This window comes from Hymenobacter sp. B81 (assembly GCF_044628455.1).
GTDB lineage: Bacteria > Bacteroidota > Bacteroidia > Cytophagales > Hymenobacteraceae > Solirubrum.
In genome coordinates, this window is the sequence record NZ_JBIYZW010000002.1 from 670,506 (window position 1) to 693,714 (window position 23,209).

The following is a 23,209-nucleotide window of genomic DNA, read 5'->3' on the forward strand; positions in this document are numbered from 1 at the left end:
AGCCCTACGAATACATCAGCTCGTAGTACTCCTGGGCCATGCGGCCCGAGTCGAACATGGGCTCGACCTCGCGCATGGCCGTTTGCACCAGCTGCCAGTAGTCCTGGGGATGGTCGTAGTAGAGCGGAATCAGCTCATTCTCGAGCACGTCGAGTACGCCGGAGGCCTCCACGGCGTCTTTGTGGGCCTCGGGCTCGTTGATGTTGGCCAGCGGAATCAGGAAGCCGTTTTCGCCGTGGCGCACGAACTCGGGAATCCAGCCGTCGGGAATGCTCAGGTTCACCGAGCCGTTCATGGCCGCCGTCATGCCGCTGGTGCCCGAGGCTTCGCGCGGGAAGCGCGGCGTGTTCAGCCACACATCCGAGCCCTTCTTGAGCAGGGCCGACAAGCCCAGCTCGTAGCCGGTGAGCACGGCGCAGTTTTTCAGGTGCCGGGTGCTCTTGATCAGCTCGTTAAACAAACCGATGGCGGCGTAGTCCTTGGGGTAGGGCTTGCCCGCCCAGATGATCTGCACCGGCCGGCCGGCGCGGGTAACCAGCTCCTGGAACCGCTCGAAGTGGTGCAGAATCAGGTTGGCGCGCTTGTAGCCGGCAAAGCGCCGCGCCCACACCACCGTCAGCGCGTCGGGGTCGAAGAGGTTGCCGGTCTGGTTGGCCACTTCCTTGAACAGCTCCTGCTTGAGCTGCCGCTTGCGGGCTTTGAGGGCCTCTACGTCGCCGGCCTCCAGGGCCGCGTGCAGGGGCTGGTCGCGCCAGTAGGTGCCGTTCTGGGCGTTGGTGATGTGGATGATGGGGCAGATGCCCGCGTTGTGCTTCCACATCTCGTTGGCCACGCGGCCGTGCACGGCCGATACCCCGTTGGCCTTGCGGGCCATGCGCAGGGCCGCCAGGGTGTAGTTTAGCCGCTCATTTTCCACCAAACCCAGGCGCCGCACCTCGTCGCCCGACACGCCGGCGAAAAAGCTCATGTCTTCCAGTAGTTTCATGCCGTGCTCCTCGTTGCCGGCCAGCTCGGGCGTGTGGGTGGTAAACACCAGGCGCTGCTGCACCTCGGCCAGCGACTTACCGTGCTTCTGGTAGAGGTGAAACGCCAGCGGCAGGCCGTGGCCCTCGTTGAGGTGGTACACCTCGGGCACCAGGTTCAGCACGTCGAGCAGCTTGCCGCCGCCCACGCCCAGCAGAATGCTCTGGGCCACACGGGCCGCCAGGTCGGCGTCGTAGAGGTGGTGGGAGATGGTGCGCGAGAGGTAGTCGTTTTCGGGAATGTCGGTGGTGAGAAAGAACATGGGCGCAGTGCCAAACACCTCGGGGGCGAGGTAGTAGGCCCGCACCTTCACCGGCGCCGAGTGGATGCTGATGTCGAACACCACGCCGGTGTCCTGCAGAAAGCTGTAGTGCTTGTGCACGTAGTCGACGCGCAGGGTCTCGTCCTGCTGGCGGCCCTGGTCGTAGTAGCCGTAGGTCCACAGAATGCCGATGCCGATCAGGTTCTGCTTGAGCTCGTAGGCCGAGCGCATGTGCGAGCCGGCCAGAAAGCCCAGGCCACCGGAGTAGGTTTTCAGGGCCTGGTCGAGGGCAAACTCCATGGAAAAGTAGGCCGCGCGGCGGCTGTATTCGGCCGCGGGCTGGTAAACGTCGAAGGTGAAGGGCATTGGCGATAGTGAAAAGTAGAACGGAAAAACGAAGGCAGCCGGTGGGAAGCAGCTGCCCAGCCGGGGCTCAACCGGGGCCGTGAAGCTACGAAAGCGTCCGCAGCCAAGCGCAACCAGCTTGTTGAACTGGTTGTTTGTCAGCTTCTTTAATGCAAAGCGGCTGCCGGGGCGCTATTGGGAAGCTCGGGGCAGGCGCGCCCTAAAATCGGGCCTGGCAAAGTCTATTGACGCCGCAATCGTTTGCATTTTGCCCGGGCTTTGATGCCGACGCCGAAAGCCGCTACTTTGCCTGACCACGCGGTGTTTTGCCGCGGGGTGAGCTTTCCGCATCCCCATATGATTCGCCTCCTTTCCCTGTTGCCGCTGTGGCTGCTGCTGCTCGGCCCCGCCCCAACCAGCGGCGCCGCCGCACCGGCCAAGCCCGCCGCCATCATCCGCATCGACCCCACGTTCTGGTGGGTGGGCATGAAAAACCCCAAGCTGCAGCTGCTGGTCTACGGCCCCGGCATCGGGCAAAGCACGGCCAGCCTGAAATACGAAGGCGTGACCCTGGACGGCACCCAGAAGCTGGAAAACCCCAACTACCTGGTATTGAACCTGACCATCGGCTCCGCGGCCAAGCCGGGCAAGCTGCCGCTGGAGTTCAAGGGCGCCAAGAAGGTGAAGTTCGACTACGAGCTGCGCGCCCGCAGCACGCCGGGCGACAAGTCGAAGGTGCAGGGCATCGACGGCTCCGACTTCATTTACCTGCTCATGCCCGACCGCTTTGCCAACGGCAACCCCAAAAATGACATTGTGAAGGGCATGCGCGCCCCGGGCATTGCCCGCGACTCCATGTTCTCGCGCCACGGCGGCGACCTGAAGGGCATCGAAGACCACTTCGGCTACCTCAAGGAGCTGGGCGTAACGGCCATCTGGCCCACGCCGGTGGTCGAAAACGACGAGCCCAAGGCCAGCTACCACGGCTACGCCGTAACCGACTGGTACAAGATTGACCCGCGCTACGGCTCGAACGACGACTACGTGCGCTTTGTGCAGAACGCCCACCAGCAGGGCCTGAAAGTAGTGCACGACGTGGTACTCAACCACATGGGTACCTCGGGCTACCTGGTGAAGGATGCGCCGGCCAAGGACTGGTTTCACCAGTGGAACGAGTTCACGAAGAGCAACTTCCGCGACGCGGCCTTCAACGACCCTTACGTGTCGCGCTACGACCGGAAGCAGTTCGGCGAAGGCTGGTTCGACAAGCACATGGCCGACCTCAACCAGAGCAACCCGCTGGTGGCCAACTACCTGATTCAGAATTTTCTGTGGTGGGTGGAGTACACCGGCCTCGACGGCTACCGCGTGGACACCTACACCTACTCCGACCGCCAGTTCCTGATGGACTGGGGCAAGGCCATTCTGGATGAGTACCCGCAGCTGGGCATGTTTGCCGAAACCTGGGTGCAGGGCACGGGCCAGCAGGCCTACTTCGCCCGCAACATCTTCCCCGAGGTGCAGGGCTTCAAGTCCAACATGCCCGGCGTGCTCGACTTTCAGCTGCAGTACGCCATGAACGAGGCGCTGACCAGGGATGCGGGCTGGACCGAGGGCATCAACAAGCTTTACTACACCATGCAAACCGACTGGATGTACGAGAACCCGCAGCGCAACGTGGTGTTCCTCGACAACCACGATGTGAGCCGCTTCTACTCCGTCATCGGCGAGGACTTCAACAAGTTCAAGATGGGCATGGCCTGGCTGCTGACCACCCGCGGCACCCCGCAGCTGTACTACGGCACCGAGGTGCTGATGAAAAACTACTCCAACCCCGACGGCAAGGTGCGCGAGGATTTCCCCGGCGGCTGGCCCGGCGACAAGGAAAACCGCTTCACCAAGGCCGGCCGCTCAGCCCAGCAGAACGAGGCCTTCGACTACGTGAGCCGCTTGGCCCAGTACCGCAAAACCCATCCCGTGCTGCACACCGGCAAGTACATGCACTTTATTCCCGACGCGGGCGTGTACACCTACTTCCGCTACAACGACGCGGGCGAGACGGTGATGGTGGTGATGAACGCCGGCAAGGAGGAAAAAACCGTGGACACGGCCCGCATGGCCGAGCGCCTGAATGGTTTTGCCTCGGCCGCCGAAATCACCACCGGCGCCACGGTATCCGACCTCAAGGCCCTGAAGGTTCCCGCCTACACGGCCTGGGTGCTGGAGCTGAAAAAGTAGCCGCCCCCGGCAACCAACGCCGCCCGGAAATCCGTTTTCCGGGCGGCGTTGTATCTTATTGGCAAACCGCCGCCGCCCATGACCGATTTAACCAACCAAGTAGCCATTGTTACCGGGGCCTCGCGGGGCATCGGGCGGGCCATTGCCACGCTGCTGGCCGTGCAGGGCGCCAAGGTGGTGTGCGTGGCCCGCACCGAAGACGACCTGCTGGAGGTGGCCCAGAAAACCAACGGCCTGGCCGTAGCTGCCGACGTGAGCGACGAGCAGGACGCGCAGAACGTGGTGGACGAGACCCTGCGCCACTTCGGCCGCCTCGACATGGTGGTGTGCAACGCCGGCGTGGGCTCGTTCAACCTGCTCGAAAACTTCAGCGCCGAGGAGTGGGACCGGATGTTTGCCGTGAACGTGAAGGGCACCTTCCTGCTGTGCAAGGCCGCCCTGCCCCACCTCAAGGAGCAGCGCCGGGGCCACATCGTGGGCATTGCCTCCGACGTGAGCCGGCGCACCTTCGTGCACGGCACGGCCTATGGGGCCAGCAAGTATGCCCAGCACGCGGTGCTCGACGCCCTGCGCAAAGAGGTGCGCCCCCACGGCATCAAGGTCAGCGTCATCTACCCGGGGCTGGTCGATACCTACTTCAACGAATCGAAGCCCGGCGGCGTGGACAAGGAAAAAACCCACCTGCAGCCCCTCGACGTGGCCCAGGCCGTGCGCTACGTACTCGAAGCCCCGCCCCACGTGCTCATCGACGAGCTGACACTGCACCCGCTCAGCCAGGAATGGTAGGGGCGTTTATCATTTAACATTTATCACTTATCAGCCGGCCCCGGGCCGGTAGGTGTGCATTGGTAAATGTTAAATGATAAATGTTGGATGACAAATGACCAATTTACGAGCCATATGCAACGCAAACTGCTGCTGCCGGCCGCTGCTTTAACGCTCGGACTGGCTTCGTTTACCCTGCTTTCCCGCCCTTCGGCTTTGCTTTCCGTGGAACCCCTGACCGGCCTGGCCGCCGACCCCAACACCACCGACGAGGTGCCGCAGGACCACAAGCTGGTGGTCTACCAGCTGATGGTGCGCCTGTTCGGCAATCAGAAAACCCTGAACAAGCCCCACGGCACCGCCGCCGAAAACGGCGTGGGCAAGTTCAACGACGTCACCGACACGGCCCTGCAGGAGCTCAAGAAGCTCGGCGTTACGCACGTGTGGTACACCGGCATTCTGGAGCACGCCACCATGGCCGACTACAGCAAAATCGGCATTCCGCTCGACGACGCCGACGTGGTGAAGGGCCGCGCCGGCTCGCCCTACGCTGTGAAGGACTACTACGATGTGGACCCCGACCTAGCCGTGGACCCTAAAAAGCGGTTGCAGGAGTTTGAGGCCCTGGTGAAGCGCACCCACGGGCACGGCCTGAAGCTGTTCATCGACTTCATTCCCAACCACGTGGCCCGCAGCTACAAGTCGGACGCCAAGCCGGCCGGCGTGGTGGACCTGGGTGAGAAGGACGACAAGACCAAGGCCTTCGCGCCCCGCAATAACTTCTACTACCTGCCCGGCAAAAGCCTGGTGGTGCCCAAGGGCAACGACCCGCTGGGCGCCGCCCTGAAGGGCCCCAAGGAAGACCAGAAGTATCAGGAAACGCCCGCCAAGGCCACCGGCAACGACGTGTTCAGCGAGGCGCCCAAGCTCGACGACTGGTTTGAGACCGTGAAGCTAAACTACGGCGTGGACTACCAGAACGGCCGCAAAACCTACTTCGAGCCGGTGCCCGACACCTGGCTGAAGATGCGCGACATCCTGGTGTACTGGGCGCAGAAGGACGTGGACGGCTTCCGCTGCGACGTGGCCGAGATGGTGCCGGTGGAGTTCTGGGCCTGGGTGATTCCCGAGGTCAAGAAAGTGAAACCCGAGGTGATATTCCTGGCCGAGGCCTACGACCCCAAACAGTACAAGCGCTACCTGACCGAGGGCAAGTTCGACTTCCTCTACGACAAGGTGGGCCTCTACGACGGCCTGCGCCGCCTGATGCGCGGCGAAGGCACCACCGAGGACATCAACAAAGTGTGGAGCCAGGAAAGCCGCGGCTTTTCGTCGAACATGCTGCGCTTCCTCGAAAACCACGACGAGCAGCGCATTGCATCCAAGGACTTCGCCGGCAACGCCCAGGCCGCCATTCCGGCCATGACGGTATCGGCCACGCTGGGCTCGGGCCCTGTGATGCTGTACTTCGGGCAGGAGGTAGGCGAGCCGGGCCGCGGCGCCGAGGGCTTCTCGGGCGAAGACGGCCGCACCACCATTTTCGATTACTGGGGCGTGCCCGAGCACCAGAAGTGGCTCAACGGCGGCAAGTTCGACGGCGGCAAGCTCAGCCAGCAGCAAAAGCAGCTGCGCGACTTCTACGGCCGCCTGCTCAACCTGAGCACCAGCAGCGAGGCCATCCGGCGCGGGCGCTTCTACGAGCTGCAGGACGCCAACAACCTGAGCAGCTCCTTCAACCAGCGCGACCTGTACTGCTACCTGCGCTACACCGATAAGCAGCGCCTGCTGGTAATCGTGAACTTCAGCGCCACCCAAACCTACGTGCCCACGCTGCAGATTCCGCCCGCGGCCTGGAAGCTCATGGGCCTCGACCCCCTGCGCCAGCAGTTCACCTACACCGACATTCTGAACAACCGCCCCGCTACCGGCTCGGCCCGCCTCACCCTGGCGCCCTTCTCGGCCGCCGTGCTCGAAATCGAACCGAAAAAGTGATAGGGAACAGGTAATAGGTGACAAGTGACACGTACCAAGTCGGTTTCCGCGAACCTGTTACGTGTTACCTGTCACCTATTACCACATCACCTGTTACGCGTCACCTGTTCCCTGAACCCCCTTTCCCCACTTTTCCCACCAATGGCAACCGTTTCTGCCCCCTCGGCTACCAGCTCCCAGAAAAAGCCGCGGCTGAGCTTCTGGCAAATCTGGAACATGAGCTTCGGCTTTCTGGGCATCCAGTTCGGCTTTGAGCTGCAGAACTCCAACGTCAGCCGCATCTTCGAAACCCTGGGGGCCAACAAGGACGACATTCCGATTCTGTGGATTGCCGCCCCGGTAACCGGCTTGCTGGTGCAGCCCATCGTGGGCTACCTCTCCGACCGCACCTGGAGCCCGCGTTGGGGGCGGCGGCGGCCGTTTTTCCTGATTGGGGCGCTGCTGGCTTCGCTGGCGCTGGTGTTCATGCCCAACTCCTCGGCCCTGTGGATGGCTGGCGGCATGCTCTGGATTATGGACGCCTCCATCAACATCTCGATGGAGCCCTTCCGCGCCTTCGTGGGCGACAAGCTGCCCTCGGAGCAGCGTACCGCGGGGTTTGCCATGCAGAGCTTTTTCATCGGGGTGGGCTCCGTTATTGCGGCCCTGCTGCCCTGGGTATTCACCAACTGGCTGGGCATGAGCAACACGGCCCCGGCCGGCGAGATTCCGCCCTCGGTGAAGTGGGCCTTCTACGTGGGCGCGGCGGCTTTCCTGGCTTCGGTGATGTACACCGTGTTTACCAGCACCGAAACGCCGCCCGAGGACATGGAAGCCTTCCGCGCCGAAAACGCCAAGGTGGGCATGTGGGACGGGCTGCGCGAGTCCTTCGCGGGCATTTTTCAGATGCCGGCCGCCATGCGCCAGCTGGCCGTGGTGCAGTTCTTCACTTGGTTCGCGCTGTTTTCGATGTGGATTTACGCCACCAACGCCGTTACCAGCAACATCTACAACATGCGCGTGGACGCGTCGCTGTACCAGACGCTGAAAGGCCAGATCATGAGCTCCCGGCTGGCCGGTGACACGGGCGGCAAGGAAATGGACGGGCTGCGGCAGGACATCAAGGAAATCGACCAGTTTCAGGCCGACCGGGCCGATAAGATCATCACCCTGAACATGGCCAACTACGGCCTGAGCAAGGGGCAGCTGAGCGGCGAGGATAAAGCCACCGTGCAGCGCGTGCAGCAGCAGTACAACGACGGCGCCGACTGGCTCAGCCTGTGCTCCTCGGTGCGCAACGGCGTGGCGGCGGTGTTTGCCTTTATCATTCCGCTGATTGCGGCCCGCACCAGCCGCCGCCGCACCCACATGCTCTGCCTGCTCATCGGCGGGCTGGGCTTGGTGTCGCTCAAGTTCATCGACAATCCCCAGTTCATCATCGTGTCGATGGCCATGGTGGGTATTGCCTGGGCCAGCATCCTGTCGATGCCCTACGCCATTCTGGCCGGCTCCTTGCCGCCCAACCGCATGGGCTACTACATGGGCGTGTTCAACTTCTTTATCGTGATTCCGCAGATTGTGGCGGCCACCATCCTGGGCTTTTTCACCACCCACCTCTTCCAGGGCAACACCCTGAACACGCTGGTGCTGGGTGGCGCGAGCATGGTGCTGGCCGGCCTGCTCACCCTGCGCGTGCGCGACGACGACGACACCCACGTTGCCGCCGTGATGGAAAACCCCGGCTACGAAACGCCGCCGCTGACCAATCCGAAGTCTTAGGTATCAGTTGCCGGATTCAGTTGCCAGTTATCAGTTGATAGTTGCCAGTTCGTTCTGCCTGATACTGGAAACTGGCAACTGATAACTGGCGACTGACACGTCATAAAAAAGCCCCCAGCAAGCAGCCGGGGGCTTTTTTATGACGTGTCAGTCGGCCTGCAGCCAGCGTTGGGCGGCCTGTTCCTCGGTGAAGATGCGCACCAGGGCGGCCTCGCGGTATTCGTCGGCGAGGCCGGCTTCCTGCTCGATGAGGCGCGCCGAGATGGTGGCGGCGTGGTAGGGCGTAACCAGGTAGGCCATGCGGCGCGGCGCGGGCAGCGTGGCCAGGCGCAGGCGCAATTCACTCAGCACCCAGGCGAAGTCGGCCGGCTCGGCCAGGCCGCGCGTGCGCAGGTCAATGAGCCAGCGGCTGGCCTGCTGGGCCTGGGCCAGCTCCCAGGCCGCCGCGTAGCCCGCGTGGTGCTCTTCCGACGTTACCGTCCGCGTCCAGCGCAGCAGCAACAGGCCCAGGTCGGCGCGGTAGGTAAGGTGCAGGAAATCCAGCTCGACGTTTTGCATAGTTAGAACGTGATAGAACTCGGCGGCTGAACTAGAAGGATGCCCGCCCGGGCATGGAGCTTCCCGAAGGTCAGGGTTAAAGAACGGTACTACGGGGCAAAGCTGCAACAATGCGTAGCCCGGCCGTAACATTGATTCGGGCCCTAGCCGTATGCACCAACTGTGGGAGTTGCCGCCCGGTTTGTCATTCATGTAATTCCCCGGTTGGGCTGCTCGTATTATGCTGCTGCACACGCTGTTCTTCGCGTGCTTTTTTCTGATTTGCGCGGGGCTGCTGCTCGGCCTGCTGCTCCGCCGCCGGCCCCGGGCTTCTGCCGCCCGGCCCCGCGTGAGCATTCTGCTGCCGGCCCGCAACGAAGCTCACCACATCGAGCGGTGCCTGCAGTCGTTGGCCCGCCTCCGCTATCCGGTCGAGCTGCTCGAAATCCTGGTCGGCGACGACTCTTCCACCGACGACACCGCGGCCGTGGTGCAGGCCTTCATTGCCGACAAGCCGCAGTTTCGGCTGGTGCGCATTGGCCGCGAGGTGGGGCGCGCCCGGGGCAAGAGCAACGCCATTGCCCAGCTCTGCCGCCAGGCCAGCGCCGACTATTTCCTGCTCACCGACGCCGACATGCAGATGCCGCCCGACTGGGTGCAGTACATGCTGGGCGCCGCCGAGGAACCCTCGCCCGATGGCCGGCCTGTGGGCGTGGTCACCGGCGCTACCGTGGCCCACGGCAACCTGTTTGGCCGCCTGCAGGGGCTCGACTGGCTGTTTGGGCTGAGCGTTATTCGGGTGCTGACCGACAGCGGCCGGCCCGTGACGGCGGTGGGCAACAACATGCTGGTGACGCGGGCAGCCTACGACAGCATCGGCGGCTACGAAACGCTGGCGTTTCAGATAACCGAGGATTTGCAGCTGTTTGCCGGCATCGTGCGGGCTGGCTGGGGCTACCGCAACCTCTGGCACCGCCACGTGCTGGGCGTATCGGCGGCCCAGCCCACGCTGCGGGCCCTGCTGGAGCAGCGCAAACGCTGGATGCGCGGCACCGGCCGACTGCCCTGGCAGCTGTCGGGTTTGTTCGGGCTCTACGGCGCGTTCTACGCGGTACTGTTCTTTCCCCCGCTGGTAGCGTGGCCGCTCACGCCCCTGCTGTACGGCCTGAAAGTGGGGTTGCAAACGCTGTTTCTGTGGATCAGCCTGCGGCAGGTGGGCCGGCGCGAGTCGCTGGCGGTGCTGCTGCTCTACGAGTTCTACCTGGCCAGCATGTCGCTGCTCATCATCGGCTACACCCTGCTGCCGGGCCACATCCGCTGGAAGGAGCGCCGCTACGCCTGGGCCGAGGTCTAAGCCGCTGGGCGGTCCGGGTAGCAGCGGAAAGCAGCTGAACGCCGCGCCCTGGCCTGCCCACCCCTGCCGCCCCGGTGCGCAAACGGGTGGCCGAGCTCCGGAAAACTCCGGATGGCCCGGGAAACTTTGTTTTATCCAACCATAAAACTCCGGAAGGCCCAGGAAACCTTTCCTGGGCCTTCATGAAAACCTCGGAAGGCCCGGGAAACCTTTCCCGGGCCTTCCCAGAAACTTCGGGTGCCGCAGAAAACCTTTCCCGGGCCTCCCGAGAAACTTCGGGTGGCCCGGGAAACCTTTCATGAAGCCTCGGGAAAACTTCGGAGGGCCCGGGAAACATTACTTCGGCCTTCCCAAGTTTTTTTGTTGGATAAAACAAAGCGAAGTAGGACGCCAGGAAGCCGGATAGTGCCCGGGTGGACCAGCTGCTGCGCTCCGGAGTTTAGCGGGCGGGGCGGCTTTTCTCGCGGGTGGCCTTGAACTCGGAGCCGGCCTTCCACTGCGGGAAGGTGGTTTCCTGGCCCAGACGCTGGCCTATGCGGAACAGCAGGCGGGCATCCTGCTCCATGCCGCGCAGGTCCCAGCTGGGGTCGTACTCGTCGGAGGGTTGGTGGTAGTGCTTTTCGTCGTACTCATCGCGGCTGCGCTGGGCGGCCGCTTTGCCGCCTTGGCGCGCGTCGAAGCCGCCGGCGGCGTACAGGGCCGGCACGCCCACGTGGGCCAGGCTGAAGTGGTCGGAGCGGAAGAAGTGACCCATTTCGGGCGTCTGGTCGGGCAAAATGTAGCGGTTCTGCTCCTTGGCCGCCGCGGCGGCGTAGTCGTCCAGCTCCGACTGCCCGTGGCCCACCACCGTGAAGTCGCGCATGGGGCCGCCGGTGGAGAGGGCGTCCATGTTCAGGTTGGCCACCGTCTGGGCCAGCGGAAACACCGGGTGCTGGGCGTAGTAGGCCGAGCCCAGCAAACCCTGCTCTTCGCCCGTGACGGCCAGAAACACGATGCTGCGCTGGGGCTTGGGCTGGGCCTGCGCGAAGCCCTTGGCAATGCTCAGCAGTGCTGCGCAGCCCGAGGCGTTGTCCACGGCGCCGTTGTAGATGGAGTCGCCCTGCACGGCCGGGCCCACGCCCAGGTGGTCCCAGTGCGCGGTGTAGATGATGTACTCGGTGGGGCGCGTGGTGCCGGGCAGCACGGCCAGCACGTTCTTGGAGGCCTTGCGCTCAATCTTCGTGGTCAGGCTGGTGCTCAGCGTGAGGCCCAGCGGGCGGGGGCGGAAGCCGGGGCGGTTGGCGGCCTGCAATACCTGTTCGTAGTTCTGACCGGCGGCCGTGAGCAGCCGCTTGGCCGCGTCGAGGCTCAGCCAGCCTTCGAGGGCACACTTGCTGGCGCCTCGGTCGGCGCTCTGCGGAAACAGCTGCTCGCCGGCCCAGCTGCTGGCCACCACCGACCAGGGGTACGAGGCCGGCTTGGTGTCGTGCACGATGAGCACGCCGGCCGCGCCCTGCCGGGCGGCTTCCTCGAATTTGTAGGTCCAGCGGCCGTAGTAGGTCATGGCCCGGCCTTTGAACAGCGTGGTGTCGCCGGTCACAAAGCCGGGGTCGTTGATGAGCACCACCACCGTTTTGCCCTTCACGTCGAGGCCGGCGTAGTCGTTCCAGCCGTACTCGGGGGCCACCACGCCGTAGCCGGCAAACACCAGCGGCGCGTTTTTCAGGTCGATACGGGCCTGCTCGCGCTCGGTCACGGCCACGTAGTCGCGCTGGTACTGCAGCTCGAAGGGCTGGCCCTTACCGGCAATCTGCATGGTGGGGGCGGGCGTAGTGGTAATCTGCACCAGCGGTACGTTCTGGAAGTAGCTGCCGTCGGGGCCGGGCTGCAGGCCCAGCTTGCGCAGCTCGTCGGCCAGGTAGCCGATGGTTTTGGTTTCGCCGGCCGAGAAGGGCTTGCGACCCAGAAACTCGTCGGAGGCCAGCACCTGCATGTGGCGGCCGATGTCGGCGGCCCGGATGCCGTCGTTGGGCGCGGCCACCAGGGCCGTGTCGGCGGCGGTGGCGGTAGAGTCGGTACCGGTAGTGGCCGGGCCGGAGTTGCCCTGGCAGCCCGCCAGCAGCAGGGCTGCGGGCAGCGCCCAGGCCAGCGGAGAAAAGAAGTTGCGCGTCATGGCCCCAAAGTAGCACCCCGGCCGGGTTATCGAAGCAGATTGGGCGGCGGGTTTGGGGCCGCGAAGTTTGGCCCCGGGTTGCCACGCCGCGCGGGCTGGTTACCTTTAGCCGACGGCCGCGGCGGCGCAACCCCGACGGGCGAGCCGCGTCCTTCGCGCGAACGAAACTACTCGCGCCGGCCGTTGGGCCGGTGGGGAAGCGCGTTTCGCTTTACTTCGCATTTCTCACACTCTCCCTTTTTTCTCCTTTATGACCCGTAATCAACTGCTGATGCTGGGCCTGGGCGCGGTGCTGTCGGTAGGCACGCCGGCCGCCGAGGCGCTGGCGCAGGCCAAGCCCGCGGCCACCAAAGCCGCGGCCGGCGGCACCAAGCTCGTCGAGAAAGTAACCCGCAAAGGCTCCGAGCTGGTGATACCGTACGAGAAGTACGTGCTGCCGAACGGGCTGACGCTGGTGGTGCACGAAGACCACTCGGACCCGATTGTGCACGTGGACGTGACCTACCACGTGGGCTCGGCGCGCGAGACGATCGGCAAGTCGGGCTTCGCCCACTTCTTCGAGCACATGATGTTCCAGGGCTCGGACAACGTGGGCGACGAGCAGCACTTCAAGCTCGTGTCCTCGGCCGGGGGCACGCTGAACGGGACGACCAACCGCGACCGGACCAACTACTTCGAGACCCTGCCGAATAACCAGCTGGAAACGGCCCTGTGGCTGGAGGCCGACCGTATGGGCTTCCTGCTCGACGCGGTGACCCAGCAGAAGTTCGAGGTGCAGCGCGCCACCGTGAAAAACGAGCGCGGCCAGAACTACGACAACCGCCCCTACGGCCTGGCCGGCGAGATGGTGTCGAAAAACCTGTACCCCTACGGCCACCCCTATTCGTGGATGACCATTGGCTACCTGGAAGACCTGGACCGCTCCAACGTGAACGACCTGAAAAACTTCTTCCTGCGCTGGTACGGCCCCAACAACGCCACCCTGACCGTGGGCGGCGACGTGAAGCCGGCCGAGGTGGTGAAGCTGGTCGAGAAGTACTTCGGCTCCATCAAGCCCGGCCCGGCCGTGCAGAACATGAAGCTGCCCGCCCCGGTGCTCACCAAGGACCGCTACGTGAGCTACCAGGACAACGTGCGCTTCCCCATGCTGCGCATGGTGTTCCCCACGGTGCCCCAGTACCACCCCGACGAAACCCCGCTCGACGCCCTGGCCGAAATCCTAGGCGGCTCGCGCGACTCCCCCATGTACCAGAACCTGGTGAAAAAGCAGAAGGCGGTGCAGGCCCAGGCGGCTCACCCCACCTCCGAGCTGGCGGGTGAGTTTACCCTCATTGCCCTCTCGTACCCCGGCAAGGGCCTCGACAGCCTCGAAGTGGAGGTGCGCAAGAGCATCGACGCCGTGGCCAAAGGCGCCATTACCGACGAGGCCGTGGCCCGCTACAAGGCCACCATCGAAGCCGACCTGATCAACTCGCTCAGCAGCGTGAGCGGTAAGGTGAGCCAGCTGGCCGCCTACCAGACTTTCGCCGGCACGCCCAACCGCCTGCCCCAGGAGCTCAAGCGCATTCAGGCCCTCACCAAGGCCGACGTGCAGCGCGTGTACAACCAGTACATCAAGGGCAAAAACGCCGTGGTGCTGAGCGTGGTGCCCAAGGCTACGCCCACGCTGGTGGCCAAGCCCGACAACTACACCATCAGCAAGGACGGCTTCAAGGCGCCCAAGGACGAGTACGCGGGCCTCAAGTACGTGAAGGCCACCGACAACTTCGACCGCTCCAAGCAGCCCAAGGCCAGCACCAACCCCGTGGTGAGCGTGCCGCCCACCTGGAACCAGCAGCTGTCCAACCGCCTGCGCATCATCGGCACCCAGAACACCGAGGTGCCCAGCACCACGCTGCTGCTCACCATCCGCGGTGGTCACCGCCTCGAGCAGAACAACCCCAACCAGGCGGGTATTGCGGCCCTCACGGCGGCGCTCATGAACGAGAGCACCGAGAAGTACACGGCCGAGCAGTTTGCCGCCGAGCTGGAAAAGCTGGGCTCGTCGATTCAGGTTACCTCGGGTGCCGAAAACACCCAGGTGATTGTGCAGAGCCTGACCAAGAACCTGGACAAGACCATTGCCCTGCTGGAGCAGCGCCTGCTGCACCCCAAGTTTGACCAGGCCGATTTCGACCGCCTCAAGAAGCAGACCCTCGAAGGCATTGCCAACCAGAACACCCAGCCCGTGGTGGTGGCCGACAAAACCTTCGCCCGCCTGCTCTACGGCCCCGGCGACATCATGAGCACGCCCACCAGCGGCACCGAAAGCACCGTGGGCGGCCTCACCCTGGCCGACGTGAAGCAGTTCTACGACCGCAGCTACGCGCCCAACATCAGCCACCTGGTGGTGGTCAGCGACGCCCCGCAGGCAACCATCGCGCCCAAGCTGGCTTTCCTGCAGAAGTGGGAGCAGCGCGACGTGAAGCTGCCCGCCGGCAACCTGGCCAACAAGGCCGACAAGACCAAGCTGTACTTCGTGAACAAGGACGGCGCCCCGCAGTCGGAAATCCGCATCGGCTACCTGGGCATTCCCTACGACGCCACCGGGGAGTACTACCGCGCTACCCTGGCCAACTACATCCTGGGCGGCGCCTTCAACTCGCGCATCAACCTGAACCTGCGTGAGGACAAAGGCTACACCTACGGCGCCCGCTCGGGCTTTCAGGGCACGCACTACCCCGGCGCCTTCACGGCCCAGGCCGGCGTGCGCGCCGACGCCACGGCCGCCTCGGTGAAGGAGTTCATGAAGGAAATGGAGAACTACCGCAAAAACGGCATCAGCGACGAGGAGCTGGCCTTTGTGAAAGCCTCCATCGGCCAGAGCGACGCGCTCAAGTACGAAACCGGGCAGCAGAAAGCCGGCTTCCTGGCCCGCCTGGTGGAGTACGACCTGCAGCCCGACTACGTGAAAAAGCAGAGTGAAATCCTGCAGGGCCTCACCAAGGAAGACGTAGCCGCCTCGGTGCAGAAATACCTGCCCACCGAAAGCATGTACGTGGTGGTAACCGGCGACAAAAAGTACCTGCCCGAGCTGCAGCAGCTCGGCTACGAGGTAGTGGAACTGGACCTGAACGGCAACCCCGTAACCCAGGCCGCCGCCGCCCAGGCTGCGGTGCAGGCCGCCGTGGAAGCCGCTCCCGCCGCCGACGCCAAGAAGGTGAAGGTGAAAACCAAGAAGGAAAAGAAGAAGGACGACAGCAAGGACAACGGCAAAGCGCCGTTCCGCATGAACGCCGGCTAATTCTGCCCCTCCCTTGGAAACCGAAAAACCGGGCGTTGCCACTGCGGCAGCGCCCGGTTTTTTGTTGGATGCAGTCGGCCTGCCGTGGCGACGCGGGTCTACTGCTTGATCAGGCGCTTTACTACCGTGCCCTCGTCGGTGGTCAGGCGCACCAGGTACAGGCCGGCGGGCTGGTCGGCCACGCTTAGCTCCCAGTGCGCGCTGCCGGCCACCGGCCGCAATTGCTGGCTGAGCACTTGCCGGCCCAGCGCATCGAGCACCGTGGCCGTGGCCGCGCCGTGCAGCCCGCTCACGGCCAGGGTGGCCCGGCCCGAGCTACTGGGATTGGGGTGCAGGGTGGCCGTGGCCTGCAGAGCGGTGGCCGCGCGGCTGCCCGTCACGAAGCTCTGGAAGTTGGAGTAGTAGGTTTTGGTTTGGTTGACAAACACGCGCGGGTTGCCTGGAACTGGGACCCGCTGGCTCAACCGGCGCACCACGTCATCAGTGGCATTGTACCCCAGAAACTCACGGGTGCCCATCTGCAGGTTCCAGGCCGTGCCCGACCATTGTTCCTGCACGGTGCCCAGGTGGTTACCGAATGGGTCATAGCTGTTGGTGCTACGGCTTGCGGGCTGCCAGGTGCCGCTTTGGTAGATGTCAAACGTGCTTTGAGAACCCAGCGTAGCGGTATCATACGTGTAAGTGCCGCGTTCCTGAGGCTGCCAGGCCAAGCCGTCCCACTGCTGCAGTTCATAGGACGTTATGCGTTGCTGACCGTCATACACATGGTTAAGCTCGCGCCCCTTGTCGACCCACATGTTCCCTTGCTTCTCTTGATACAGAATGCCATTGGGAAGTGTACCCACACCCGGGTATGAATAATGCGTGCGGGTGGTAGCCAGGCCTGAGCTAGGGTATGCCGACTCCATCTGCGTTAAGCGGTGCGTGCCATCGTAAGTATACTGGAAGTCAAAATATAGGCTCCAGCTACCGGCATTGTCGTAATAGATCAGTCGCTGGAGGTACTGGTTTTGAGCGGTGTAGCTGACTACCTGCCGGGTGTTACCCCGCCACGCATTGCTTACCCAGTTATCGTGGGTTTGCTCGGTGATGTTGCCGCGGGCGTCGCGCACATTCACGTAGCGGGTGCTGTTCTGCCACGCGGTGCCGTTCCAGATTTCCGACAGATAGCTGCTGATGCGGCCAGCAGTGTCACGCACGTAGGTGAACCGGCTGACCGGCCGCTGGGTAGCTGAATCGGTTGTGACCCCGGTTAGCAAGTCCCCGTTGACTGAGAAGGTCTGCATCGTTACGTTAGCCGGCGTCGCCCAGCGGCTGCCACTGGCCACCCAGCTGTAGGTCGAGATTCGGGCAGCCTTCCGCACCGTGGCCGTGGGCCGGGCCGCTTCATTCGCTATTTCGGCCGGCAGCCCATTGGCCGGGCCGGTGCCGGGCCGCGGCAGGCGGGAGTGGGGGAGCGTCTGAGCCTGGGCGGCCGAAGCGTAAGCCAACAAGCCCAGCAGGGCGAGTATGGGTTTTTTCATAGGTGGAAAGAAGAAAGAAGCCCGCGCAGAGGTGCCTCCGCAAACGGGCAAGTCATTGCCAGCATAAAGGTAGCTGGGCGGAGCAGTTATTCCATCCAATGCTGACGCTGCCACGAACCCATTGCACCAACCACGGCTATTGACCCAGCAGAGGCGGTCCACGAGTACGCCGAAGCTGCGCGCAAGGGCCCTGTTGCCTCGCGGTTTACATTATCCGCAGAAGAAATTGACAAAAAAGCCGCCTTCGGCTTCCGCTCTTTAAGCCGAACCTGTACCTTGAGGCTCCGGCCCGCCGCACCGGCTTCTCCTCTCTCCCAACAACTTCTTATGCATCCCAAACACCTGCTCCTGCTGGGGCTGGGCACGGCCCTGGCCTGTACCCCGGCCACCGCCCAAAAGCGCCCCGCCGCCAAGTCCACCGCCACCACGAAAACTACCGCCGCTACCGGTACCCGCCTCGTCGAAAAGGTGGCCGCCAAGCCCGGCGAGCTGGTGATACCGTACGAGAAGTACGTGCTGCCGAACGGCTTGACGTTGGTGGTGCACGAAGACCACTCGGACCCGATCGTGCACGTGGACGTGACCTACCACGTGGGCTCGGCGCGCGAGACGATCGGCAAGTCGGGCTTCGCCCACTTCTTCGAGCACATGATGTTCCAGGGCTCGGACAACGTGGGCGACGAGCAGCACTTCAAGCTCGTCTCCTCGGCCGGGGGCACCCTGAACGGGACGACCAACCGCGACCGGACCAACTACTTCGAGACCCTGCCGAATAACCAGCTCGAGACGGCCCTGTGGCTGGAGGCCGACCGCATGGGCTTTTTGCTCGACGCGGTGACCCAGCAGAAGTTCGAGGTGCAGCGCGCCACCGTCAAGAACGAGCGCGGCGAAGGCGTTGACAACTACCCCTACGGCCGCGCCGACGAAGTGCTGCTGCAGGCCATGTACCCCTACGGGCATTCCTACTCCTGGCCCGTTATCGGCTACCTGGAAGACCTGGACCGCTCCAACGTAGACGACCTGAAAAACTTCTTCCTGCGCTGGTACGGCCCCAACAACGCCACCTTGACCGTGGCGGGCGACGTGCAGCCGGCTGAAGTCGTCAGGCTGGTGGAGAAATACTACGGCTCTATTCCCCGCGGGCCCGAGGTGCAGAACATGAAGCTGCCCGCCCCGGTGCTGGCCCAGGACCGCCGCGTGAGCTACGAAGACGCCAACATCAGCCAGCCCATGCTGCAGCTCGTGTTTCCCAGCGTGCCGTCCTACCACCCCGATGAAATGCCGCTCGATGCCCTGGCCGACATCCTGGGCAAGGACAGCAACTCGCTGCTCTACAAAAACCTCATCAAAACCCAGAAAGCGGCCCAGGCCTTCGCCTACAACCCCTGCCACGAGCTGGGCGGCGAGTTTACCCTGCAGGTGATGAACTTCGCCGGCGCCGACCTCGACGCCACCGAGGCCCTGGTGCGCCAGACCCTGGCCGAGTTTGAGAAGCGCGGCGTCACCGATGCCGACATCGAGCAGTTCAAGGCCTCCCGCGAAGCCGGCGAAATCAACAACCTGAGCAGCGTGCAGGGCAAGGCGGCCAAGCTGGCGGCCTACACCTACCTCACCGGCAACACCAACCTGCTGCCGCGCGACATTCAGCGCATCCGCGCCCTCACCAAGGCCGACGTGCTGCGCGTCTACAACCAGTACATCAAGGGCAAAAACGCCGTGGTGCTGAGTGTGGTGCCCACCGGCAAGCCGGAGCTGGCCGCCGGCACCGCCAACTTCCAGGTGAGCAAGGACGGCTTCAAGGCGCCCAAAGACGAGTATGCGGGCCTGAAGTATGTGAAGGCTAAGGACAGCTTCGACCGCTCCCAGCAGCCCAAGCCGGGAGCTAACCCCGTGGTGAAGGTGCCCGCCCTCTGGCGCGCCGACCAGCCCAACGGCCTGCGCGTGATGGGCAGCCGCAACACCGAGCTGCCCGTGACCAACATGCTGCTCACCATTCGCGGCGGCCACCGCCTGCTGCAGAAAGAGCCGCAGAAAGCCGGCCTGGCCGAGCTCACCGCCAAGATGCTCGACGAAAGCACCGAGAAATACAGCACCGAGGCCATGGCCGGCGAGCTGAACCGCCTGGGCAGCTACGTCTACATCTTCGCCGGCGACAACGACACCAAGGTGTACGTGCAGAGCCTGACCAAGAACCTCGACCAGACCCTGGCCCTGGTCGAGCAGAAGCTGCTGCACCCGCGCTTTGCCGAGGAGGACTTTGCCCGCGTGAAAAAGCAGCAGCAGGACATGGTGGCCGATTTCGTGAACCAGCCCAGCGTGGTGGCCGACCTGGCCTACAACCGCCTGCTCTACGGCCCCGACAACATTGCCGGGCAGGCCGTGGCCGGCTCGCCCAAGACGGTGGCCGCCCTCACGCTGGACGACGTGAAGCGCTTCTACCAGCAGAACTACGCGCCCAACATCAGCCACCTGGTGGTGGTCAGCGACGCCGAGCAGGCCGCCATTGAGCCCAAGCTGGTTTTCCTGCAGCGCTGGCAGCGCAAAGACGTGCAGCTGCCCACCGACGCGCCCGCCCCGGCCATCGACAAAACCAAGCTGTACTTCGTGAACAAGGACGGCGCACCGCAGTCGGAAATCCGGGTGGGCTACATGGCCATGCCCTACGACGCCACGGGCGAGTTTTACCGCGCCGGCCTGGCCAACTACCTGCTTGGCGGGGCCTTCAACTCGCGCATCAACCTGAATTTGCGCGAGGATAAGGGCTACACCTACGGGGCGTGGTCGGGCTTCCGCGGCTCGCGCTACGCCGGCCCGTTCACGGCCCAGGCGGGGGTGCGCGCCGATGCCTCGGCTGCGGCCGTGAAGGAGTTCATGAAGGAAATTGAGGGCTACCGCAAAGACGGTATTTCGGAAGACGAGCTCCAGTTCCTGAAGGCGTCCATCGGCCAGAGCGACGCGCTCAAGTACGAAACCGGTCAGCAGAAAGCGTCCTTCCTGGCCCGCCTGCTCGAGTACGACCTGCAGCCCGGTTACGTCGACCAGCAGTCGGAAATCCTGCGCCAGCTCAAGCGCGAAGACGTGCACGCCCTGGCCCAGAAGTATCTGCCCGCGGACAAAATGCGTATCGTGGCCGTGGGCGACAAGAAGTACCTGCCCGAGCTGCGCCAGCTGGGCTACGAGGTGGTGGAAATCGACATGGACGGCAACCCTGTGGCCGCGGTAACCGCCGCGCCTGCCCCCGCCGCTACCCCGGCCGCTGATGCCAAGAAGGTGAAGGTGAAAACCAAGAAGGGCAAGGACGACAGCCAGAAAAACGGCAAGGCGCCCTACCGCATGAACGCGGGCTAAGCTGGCCTGCCAGACCCAATGAAAAAGCCGGACGTTGCCACTGCAGCGGCGTCCGGCTTTTTGGTGATTTATGGTAAGACGGATTTGATGCCCTAGCTTAGCTCAAGTAATTCTTCCGCTCCTGAAATGGACCCAAAACGTGTCGCACAGATAAGCCTGCGGCTTAGCGAATCATTCGTAAAGCAGGGTATGCGCTGGGATGATGGCGGGGTGGTAATGTTGTATAACAGGTATCTGAGAAAACAAGAACGTAAAGGACCAGCGTGGATTGTAAACATTTACTTGACAGATATAGAGACCAAGCCGAAGGATTCCATCAAAGTTGGGCAGCGGTTTGTCGATTGTTATTGGCCATTTAACCGTGATGTTTTTGACAGCACTCCATCAAAATATGATAGGAAATATATGGTGTTAAACACTATTCAAGGGGCACTGTTAGCCTTGGCCGAACAGGAGCAATGGAATGCCACTGCTTTTATCAAGAGCTATCAGGCTTGTATAGAAGCCGGGCTGGTGCTTGAAGGGATGTATAGGGAGTATCCGATAGCTTCGCCTAATCGACAATACTATTTCGCGCTATATTATCGAGTGGATTTTGGTAGCTACGAGGTATACGAAGTGTTGTACAATAAACACAAACAGGAGATTGGGAGGCGTTTATGCTACCGGGCAACAGTAGCAATTTTTGTGGTAAAATGGGGCAAGTGGAGCGCCGACAGTATGTCGTTTAGTTACAGATTTAATGGGCCAAAACAAATATTTACCGCGCACATCGAAGACATGCTCGCCCAACGTCCTAGGTCACTCATATCGTTTGTTGGCAATACCATCAGAGCATCAGCTAATAAGTAAGCCTGTTCGCTTTTTGGAGCTGTTGCCAACTGTAGTTTAGCCAAGCTACCCCCACACCCGCGTGCCCTCGGTGCAGTTGCGGCACATCTCCACCTGGTCGCGGCCCTTGAGCAGGGCCTTGCGGAAGCCGCGGTATTTGGGGCCGTGCCAGAGCTGGCGGAAGGTCTGGCCCTTCAGGTCGCCGAGGCGGTACTCGGCGTCCTTGTCGAAGCAGCAGGGCACTACCAGGCCGTCCCAGGTAATGACGCAGCTGTGCCACATCTTCCAGCAGTGGTTGAGCAGCCGGTTTTTGATGCTCCACGAGCCGTCCGGGTTGTTCTGGTAGCGCGAGTAGTAGTCGATGGTCGGAATCAGTGGGGAGCCTTGCTGGTAGTCGTAGATCTGGGCGGTCTTGAACCACACATCGTCCACGCCCAGCTCGGCGGCCAGGCGGCGGGCGTCGTCCATCTGGTGCTCGTTGGGGCGCACCACCAGAAACTGGAATATCACCCGCGGCGTCTGTGACTTCAGCTCCCGCTTGTACTTGACGATGCGCTTGGTGCCCTCGATGACCTTGTCGAGCTTGCCGCCCACGCGGTACTGCTGGTACACGTCCTGAGTGGTGCCGTCGAGCGAGATGATGAGGCGGTCGAGGCCGCTTTCCACCGTTTTCTTCGCGTTCTGCTCGGTCAGGTAGTGGGCATTGGTGCTGGTGGCCGTGTAAATCTTCTTCTGCGCGGCGTAGCGCACCATGTCCAGAAACTGGGGGTGCAGGTACGGCTCGCCCTGGAAGTAGAACGTCAGGTACCAGAGCCGGGGCGCCAGCTCGTCGATGGTGCGGTGAAACACGTCGTCCTGCAGCATACCCGTGGGCCGGGTGAAGGAGCGCAGGCCGCTGGGGCACTCGGGGCAGCGCAGGTTGCAGGAGGTGGTGGGCTCCAGGCTCACGGCCAGCGGCAGCCCCCAGGCCCGCTCCGACTTGGTGAGCCGGCTCAGCACGTAAGAGCCGGTTACCTGCACCGCGTTCAGGGCGCGCAGGGGCGTGAGCTTGGAAAGGAAGTTGAGCCCGTCGGCCAGGGTGGAGCGCATTGCAAGGGTAAAGGTCGGCAACGCAGCGTAAACCAGCCCGCGGGGATTAAAGTTGGGCTACTGCTACAGGTCTTCGTGCAGGCAGAGGTAATTGCCCTCGGAGTCGCGAAACCAGGCGGCCTTCTCGGCGCCCAGCACGCACACGTGGTCCACGGTGGTCAGCCCGGGCAGGTCATAATCCTCAAATACCACCCCGTGCGCCTGCAACTCGTGGATGGCCGTTGTGATGTCGCGCACCTGAAAGCTGAGGGCGGTGTGGTCAGCCTTGGTGCCGCCGGCTTTCGGAAACAGCGCCAGAACGGTGCTGCCGGCGGGGCCGCAGGCGTATTCAAACTTGCCATCGGGTTTCAATCCTACCGGGTGCAGTCCCAGCGTCTGCTCGTAGAATTGCCGGGCGCGCTCCAGGTTCACCACCGGCAGCATCACCGTGACGGGAGCCGTAGCCAGTCGGGCTTGGCGGGTAATCGTTAGGGTTTCCATGGCGGCAGAAGAAATTAAGGTTGGGCCCGCCCCGGCTCCGCGCACCGTGCGGCCGAAAAGCCGCGAGCCGGCCTACTATAATTTACGATTATTCACGCGGCTTTCGGCTGCCCGCGCCGCCACCCATCGGCCTCCCTGGCCGGGGCGCGGGGCGAAACGGCGGCCCCCTGAAAAGCAGCGGTGCCCCGACTTGGGAGTCGGGGCATCGCTGGTGGAATCGGCTGAATCC

At 63.3% G+C, this 23,209-nt stretch carries 14 protein-coding genes; 8 read left to right on the forward strand and 6 right to left on the reverse strand.

The features are described from left to right. Positions 1 to 4 precede the first annotated feature (4 nt). Positions 5 to 1,651, reverse strand: coding sequence for an alpha-glucan family phosphorylase (gene glgP, locus ACE191_RS14085; protein WP_400192872.1), 1,647 nt, complete (start codon positions 1,649 to 1,651; stop codon positions 5 to 7). 336 nt (positions 1,652 to 1,987) lie between these two features. Between glgP and ACE191_RS14090 the strand changes: the two genes are divergently transcribed. The 4 genes from ACE191_RS14090 (at position 1,988) to ACE191_RS14105 (ending at position 8,383) form a co-directional block, all read left to right on the forward strand. Next, on the forward strand, positions 1,988 to 3,868 hold the full coding sequence (locus ACE191_RS14090) for a glycoside hydrolase family 13 protein (RefSeq protein ID WP_400192873.1): 1,881 nt from the start codon (positions 1,988 to 1,990) through the stop codon (positions 3,866 to 3,868). A 78-nt stretch (positions 3,869 to 3,946) separates the two neighbouring features. Next, positions 3,947 to 4,654 (forward strand): SDR family oxidoreductase, encoded by a 708-nt coding sequence (locus tag ACE191_RS14095; protein ID WP_400192874.1) that lies wholly within the window; start codon positions 3,947 to 3,949, stop codon positions 4,652 to 4,654. Between the two features lie 114 nt (positions 4,655 to 4,768). After that, a complete protein-coding gene (locus ACE191_RS14100; RefSeq protein ID WP_400192875.1) occupies positions 4,769 to 6,625 on the forward strand; it encodes an alpha-amylase family glycosyl hydrolase in 1,857 nt (618 codons plus the stop codon). 141 nt (positions 6,626 to 6,766) lie between these two features. After that, on the forward strand, positions 6,767 to 8,383 hold the full coding sequence (locus tag ACE191_RS14105) for an MFS transporter (RefSeq protein WP_400192876.1): 1,617 nt from the start codon (positions 6,767 to 6,769) through the stop codon (positions 8,381 to 8,383). A 147-nt stretch (positions 8,384 to 8,530) separates the two neighbouring features. Here ACE191_RS14105 and ACE191_RS14110 read toward each other — a convergent pair whose 3' ends face one another. Beyond that, the gene (locus tag ACE191_RS14110) at positions 8,531 to 8,941 is read right to left on the reverse strand and encodes a hypothetical protein (RefSeq protein ID WP_400192877.1); all 411 of its coding nucleotides are present in this window, start codon (positions 8,939 to 8,941) and stop codon (positions 8,531 to 8,533) included. 220 nt (positions 8,942 to 9,161) lie between these two features. On the opposite strand from ACE191_RS14110, the gene ACE191_RS14115 reads away from it, so the two are divergent. Then, on the forward strand, positions 9,162 to 10,274 hold the full coding sequence (locus tag ACE191_RS14115) for a glycosyltransferase (RefSeq protein WP_400192878.1): 1,113 nt from the start codon (positions 9,162 to 9,164) through the stop codon (positions 10,272 to 10,274). Positions 10,275 to 10,713: 439 nt separating this feature from the next. Here the strand turns inward: ACE191_RS14115 and ACE191_RS14120 are convergent, their stop codons facing one another. Then, the gene (locus tag ACE191_RS14120) at positions 10,714 to 12,426 is read right to left on the reverse strand and encodes a M28 family metallopeptidase (protein ID WP_400192879.1); all 1,713 of its coding nucleotides are present in this window, start codon (positions 12,424 to 12,426) and stop codon (positions 10,714 to 10,716) included. A gap of 250 nt (positions 12,427 to 12,676) precedes the next feature. Between ACE191_RS14120 and ACE191_RS14125 the strand changes: the two genes are divergently transcribed. Further along, positions 12,677 to 15,709, forward strand: coding sequence for a M16 family metallopeptidase (locus ACE191_RS14125; RefSeq protein WP_400192880.1), 3,033 nt, complete (start codon positions 12,677 to 12,679; stop codon positions 15,707 to 15,709). A gap of 98 nt (positions 15,710 to 15,807) precedes the next feature. Here ACE191_RS14125 and ACE191_RS14130 read toward each other — a convergent pair whose 3' ends face one another. After that, positions 15,808 to 17,232: a T9SS type A sorting domain-containing protein gene (locus ACE191_RS14130; RefSeq protein ID WP_400192881.1), complete on the reverse strand. Its 1,425-nt coding sequence runs from the start codon at positions 17,230 to 17,232 to the stop codon at positions 15,808 to 15,810. 327 nt (positions 17,233 to 17,559) lie between these two features. On the opposite strand from ACE191_RS14130, the gene ACE191_RS14135 reads away from it, so the two are divergent. Together ACE191_RS14135 and ACE191_RS14140 are read left to right on the forward strand one after the other, a co-directional pair. Further along, on the forward strand, positions 17,560 to 20,580 hold the full coding sequence (locus ACE191_RS14135) for a M16 family metallopeptidase (protein ID WP_400192882.1): 3,021 nt from the start codon (positions 17,560 to 17,562) through the stop codon (positions 20,578 to 20,580). A 126-nt stretch (positions 20,581 to 20,706) separates the two neighbouring features. After that, positions 20,707 to 21,432 carry a hypothetical protein gene (locus ACE191_RS14140; protein ID WP_400192883.1) on the forward strand — a complete coding sequence of 242 codons (726 nt, stop codon included), beginning with the start codon at positions 20,707 to 20,709 and terminating at the stop codon, positions 21,430 to 21,432. A gap of 45 nt (positions 21,433 to 21,477) precedes the next feature. On the opposite strand, the gene ACE191_RS14145 is transcribed toward ACE191_RS14140, so the two are convergent. Together ACE191_RS14145 and ACE191_RS14150 are read right to left on the reverse strand one after the other, a co-directional pair. Further along, the gene (locus ACE191_RS14145) at positions 21,478 to 22,500 is read right to left on the reverse strand and encodes an SPASM domain-containing protein (RefSeq protein ID WP_400192884.1); all 1,023 of its coding nucleotides are present in this window, start codon (positions 22,498 to 22,500) and stop codon (positions 21,478 to 21,480) included. Between the two features lie 63 nt (positions 22,501 to 22,563). Then, on the reverse strand, positions 22,564 to 22,980 hold the full coding sequence (locus ACE191_RS14150; protein WP_400192885.1) for a VOC family protein: 417 nt from the start codon (positions 22,978 to 22,980) through the stop codon (positions 22,564 to 22,566). Positions 22,981 to 23,209: the final 229 nt, after the last annotated feature.

What these genes read in the sequence shown, in the direction of transcription:
- glgP (WP_400192872.1), bottom strand. Translation starts at nt 1,651, where the DNA reads ATGCCCTTCACCTTCGACGTTTACCAGCCCGCGGCCGAATACAGCCGC.
- ACE191_RS14090 (WP_400192873.1), top strand. Translation starts at nt 1,988, where the DNA reads ATGATTCGCCTCCTTTCCCTGTTGCCGCTGTGGCTGCTGCTGCTCGGC.
- ACE191_RS14095 (WP_400192874.1), top strand. Translation starts at nt 3,947, where the DNA reads ATGACCGATTTAACCAACCAAGTAGCCATTGTTACCGGGGCCTCGCGG.
- ACE191_RS14100 (WP_400192875.1), top strand. Translation starts at nt 4,769, where the DNA reads ATGCAACGCAAACTGCTGCTGCCGGCCGCTGCTTTAACGCTCGGACTG.
- ACE191_RS14105 (WP_400192876.1), top strand. Translation starts at nt 6,767, where the DNA reads ATGGCAACCGTTTCTGCCCCCTCGGCTACCAGCTCCCAGAAAAAGCCG.
- ACE191_RS14110 (WP_400192877.1), bottom strand. Translation starts at nt 8,941, where the DNA reads ATGCAAAACGTCGAGCTGGATTTCCTGCACCTTACCTACCGCGCCGAC.
- ACE191_RS14115 (WP_400192878.1), top strand. Translation starts at nt 9,162, where the DNA reads ATGCTGCTGCACACGCTGTTCTTCGCGTGCTTTTTTCTGATTTGCGCG.
- ACE191_RS14120 (WP_400192879.1), bottom strand. Translation starts at nt 12,426, where the DNA reads ATGACGCGCAACTTCTTTTCTCCGCTGGCCTGGGCGCTGCCCGCAGCC.
- ACE191_RS14125 (WP_400192880.1), top strand. Translation starts at nt 12,677, where the DNA reads ATGACCCGTAATCAACTGCTGATGCTGGGCCTGGGCGCGGTGCTGTCG.
- ACE191_RS14130 (WP_400192881.1), bottom strand. Translation starts at nt 17,232, where the DNA reads ATGAAAAAACCCATACTCGCCCTGCTGGGCTTGTTGGCTTACGCTTCG.
- ACE191_RS14135 (WP_400192882.1), top strand. Translation starts at nt 17,560, where the DNA reads ATGCATCCCAAACACCTGCTCCTGCTGGGGCTGGGCACGGCCCTGGCC.
- ACE191_RS14140 (WP_400192883.1), top strand. Translation starts at nt 20,707, where the DNA reads ATGGACCCAAAACGTGTCGCACAGATAAGCCTGCGGCTTAGCGAATCA.
- ACE191_RS14145 (WP_400192884.1), bottom strand. Translation starts at nt 22,500, where the DNA reads ATGCGCTCCACCCTGGCCGACGGGCTCAACTTCCTTTCCAAGCTCACG.
- ACE191_RS14150 (WP_400192885.1), bottom strand. Translation starts at nt 22,980, where the DNA reads ATGGAAACCCTAACGATTACCCGCCAAGCCCGACTGGCTACGGCTCCC.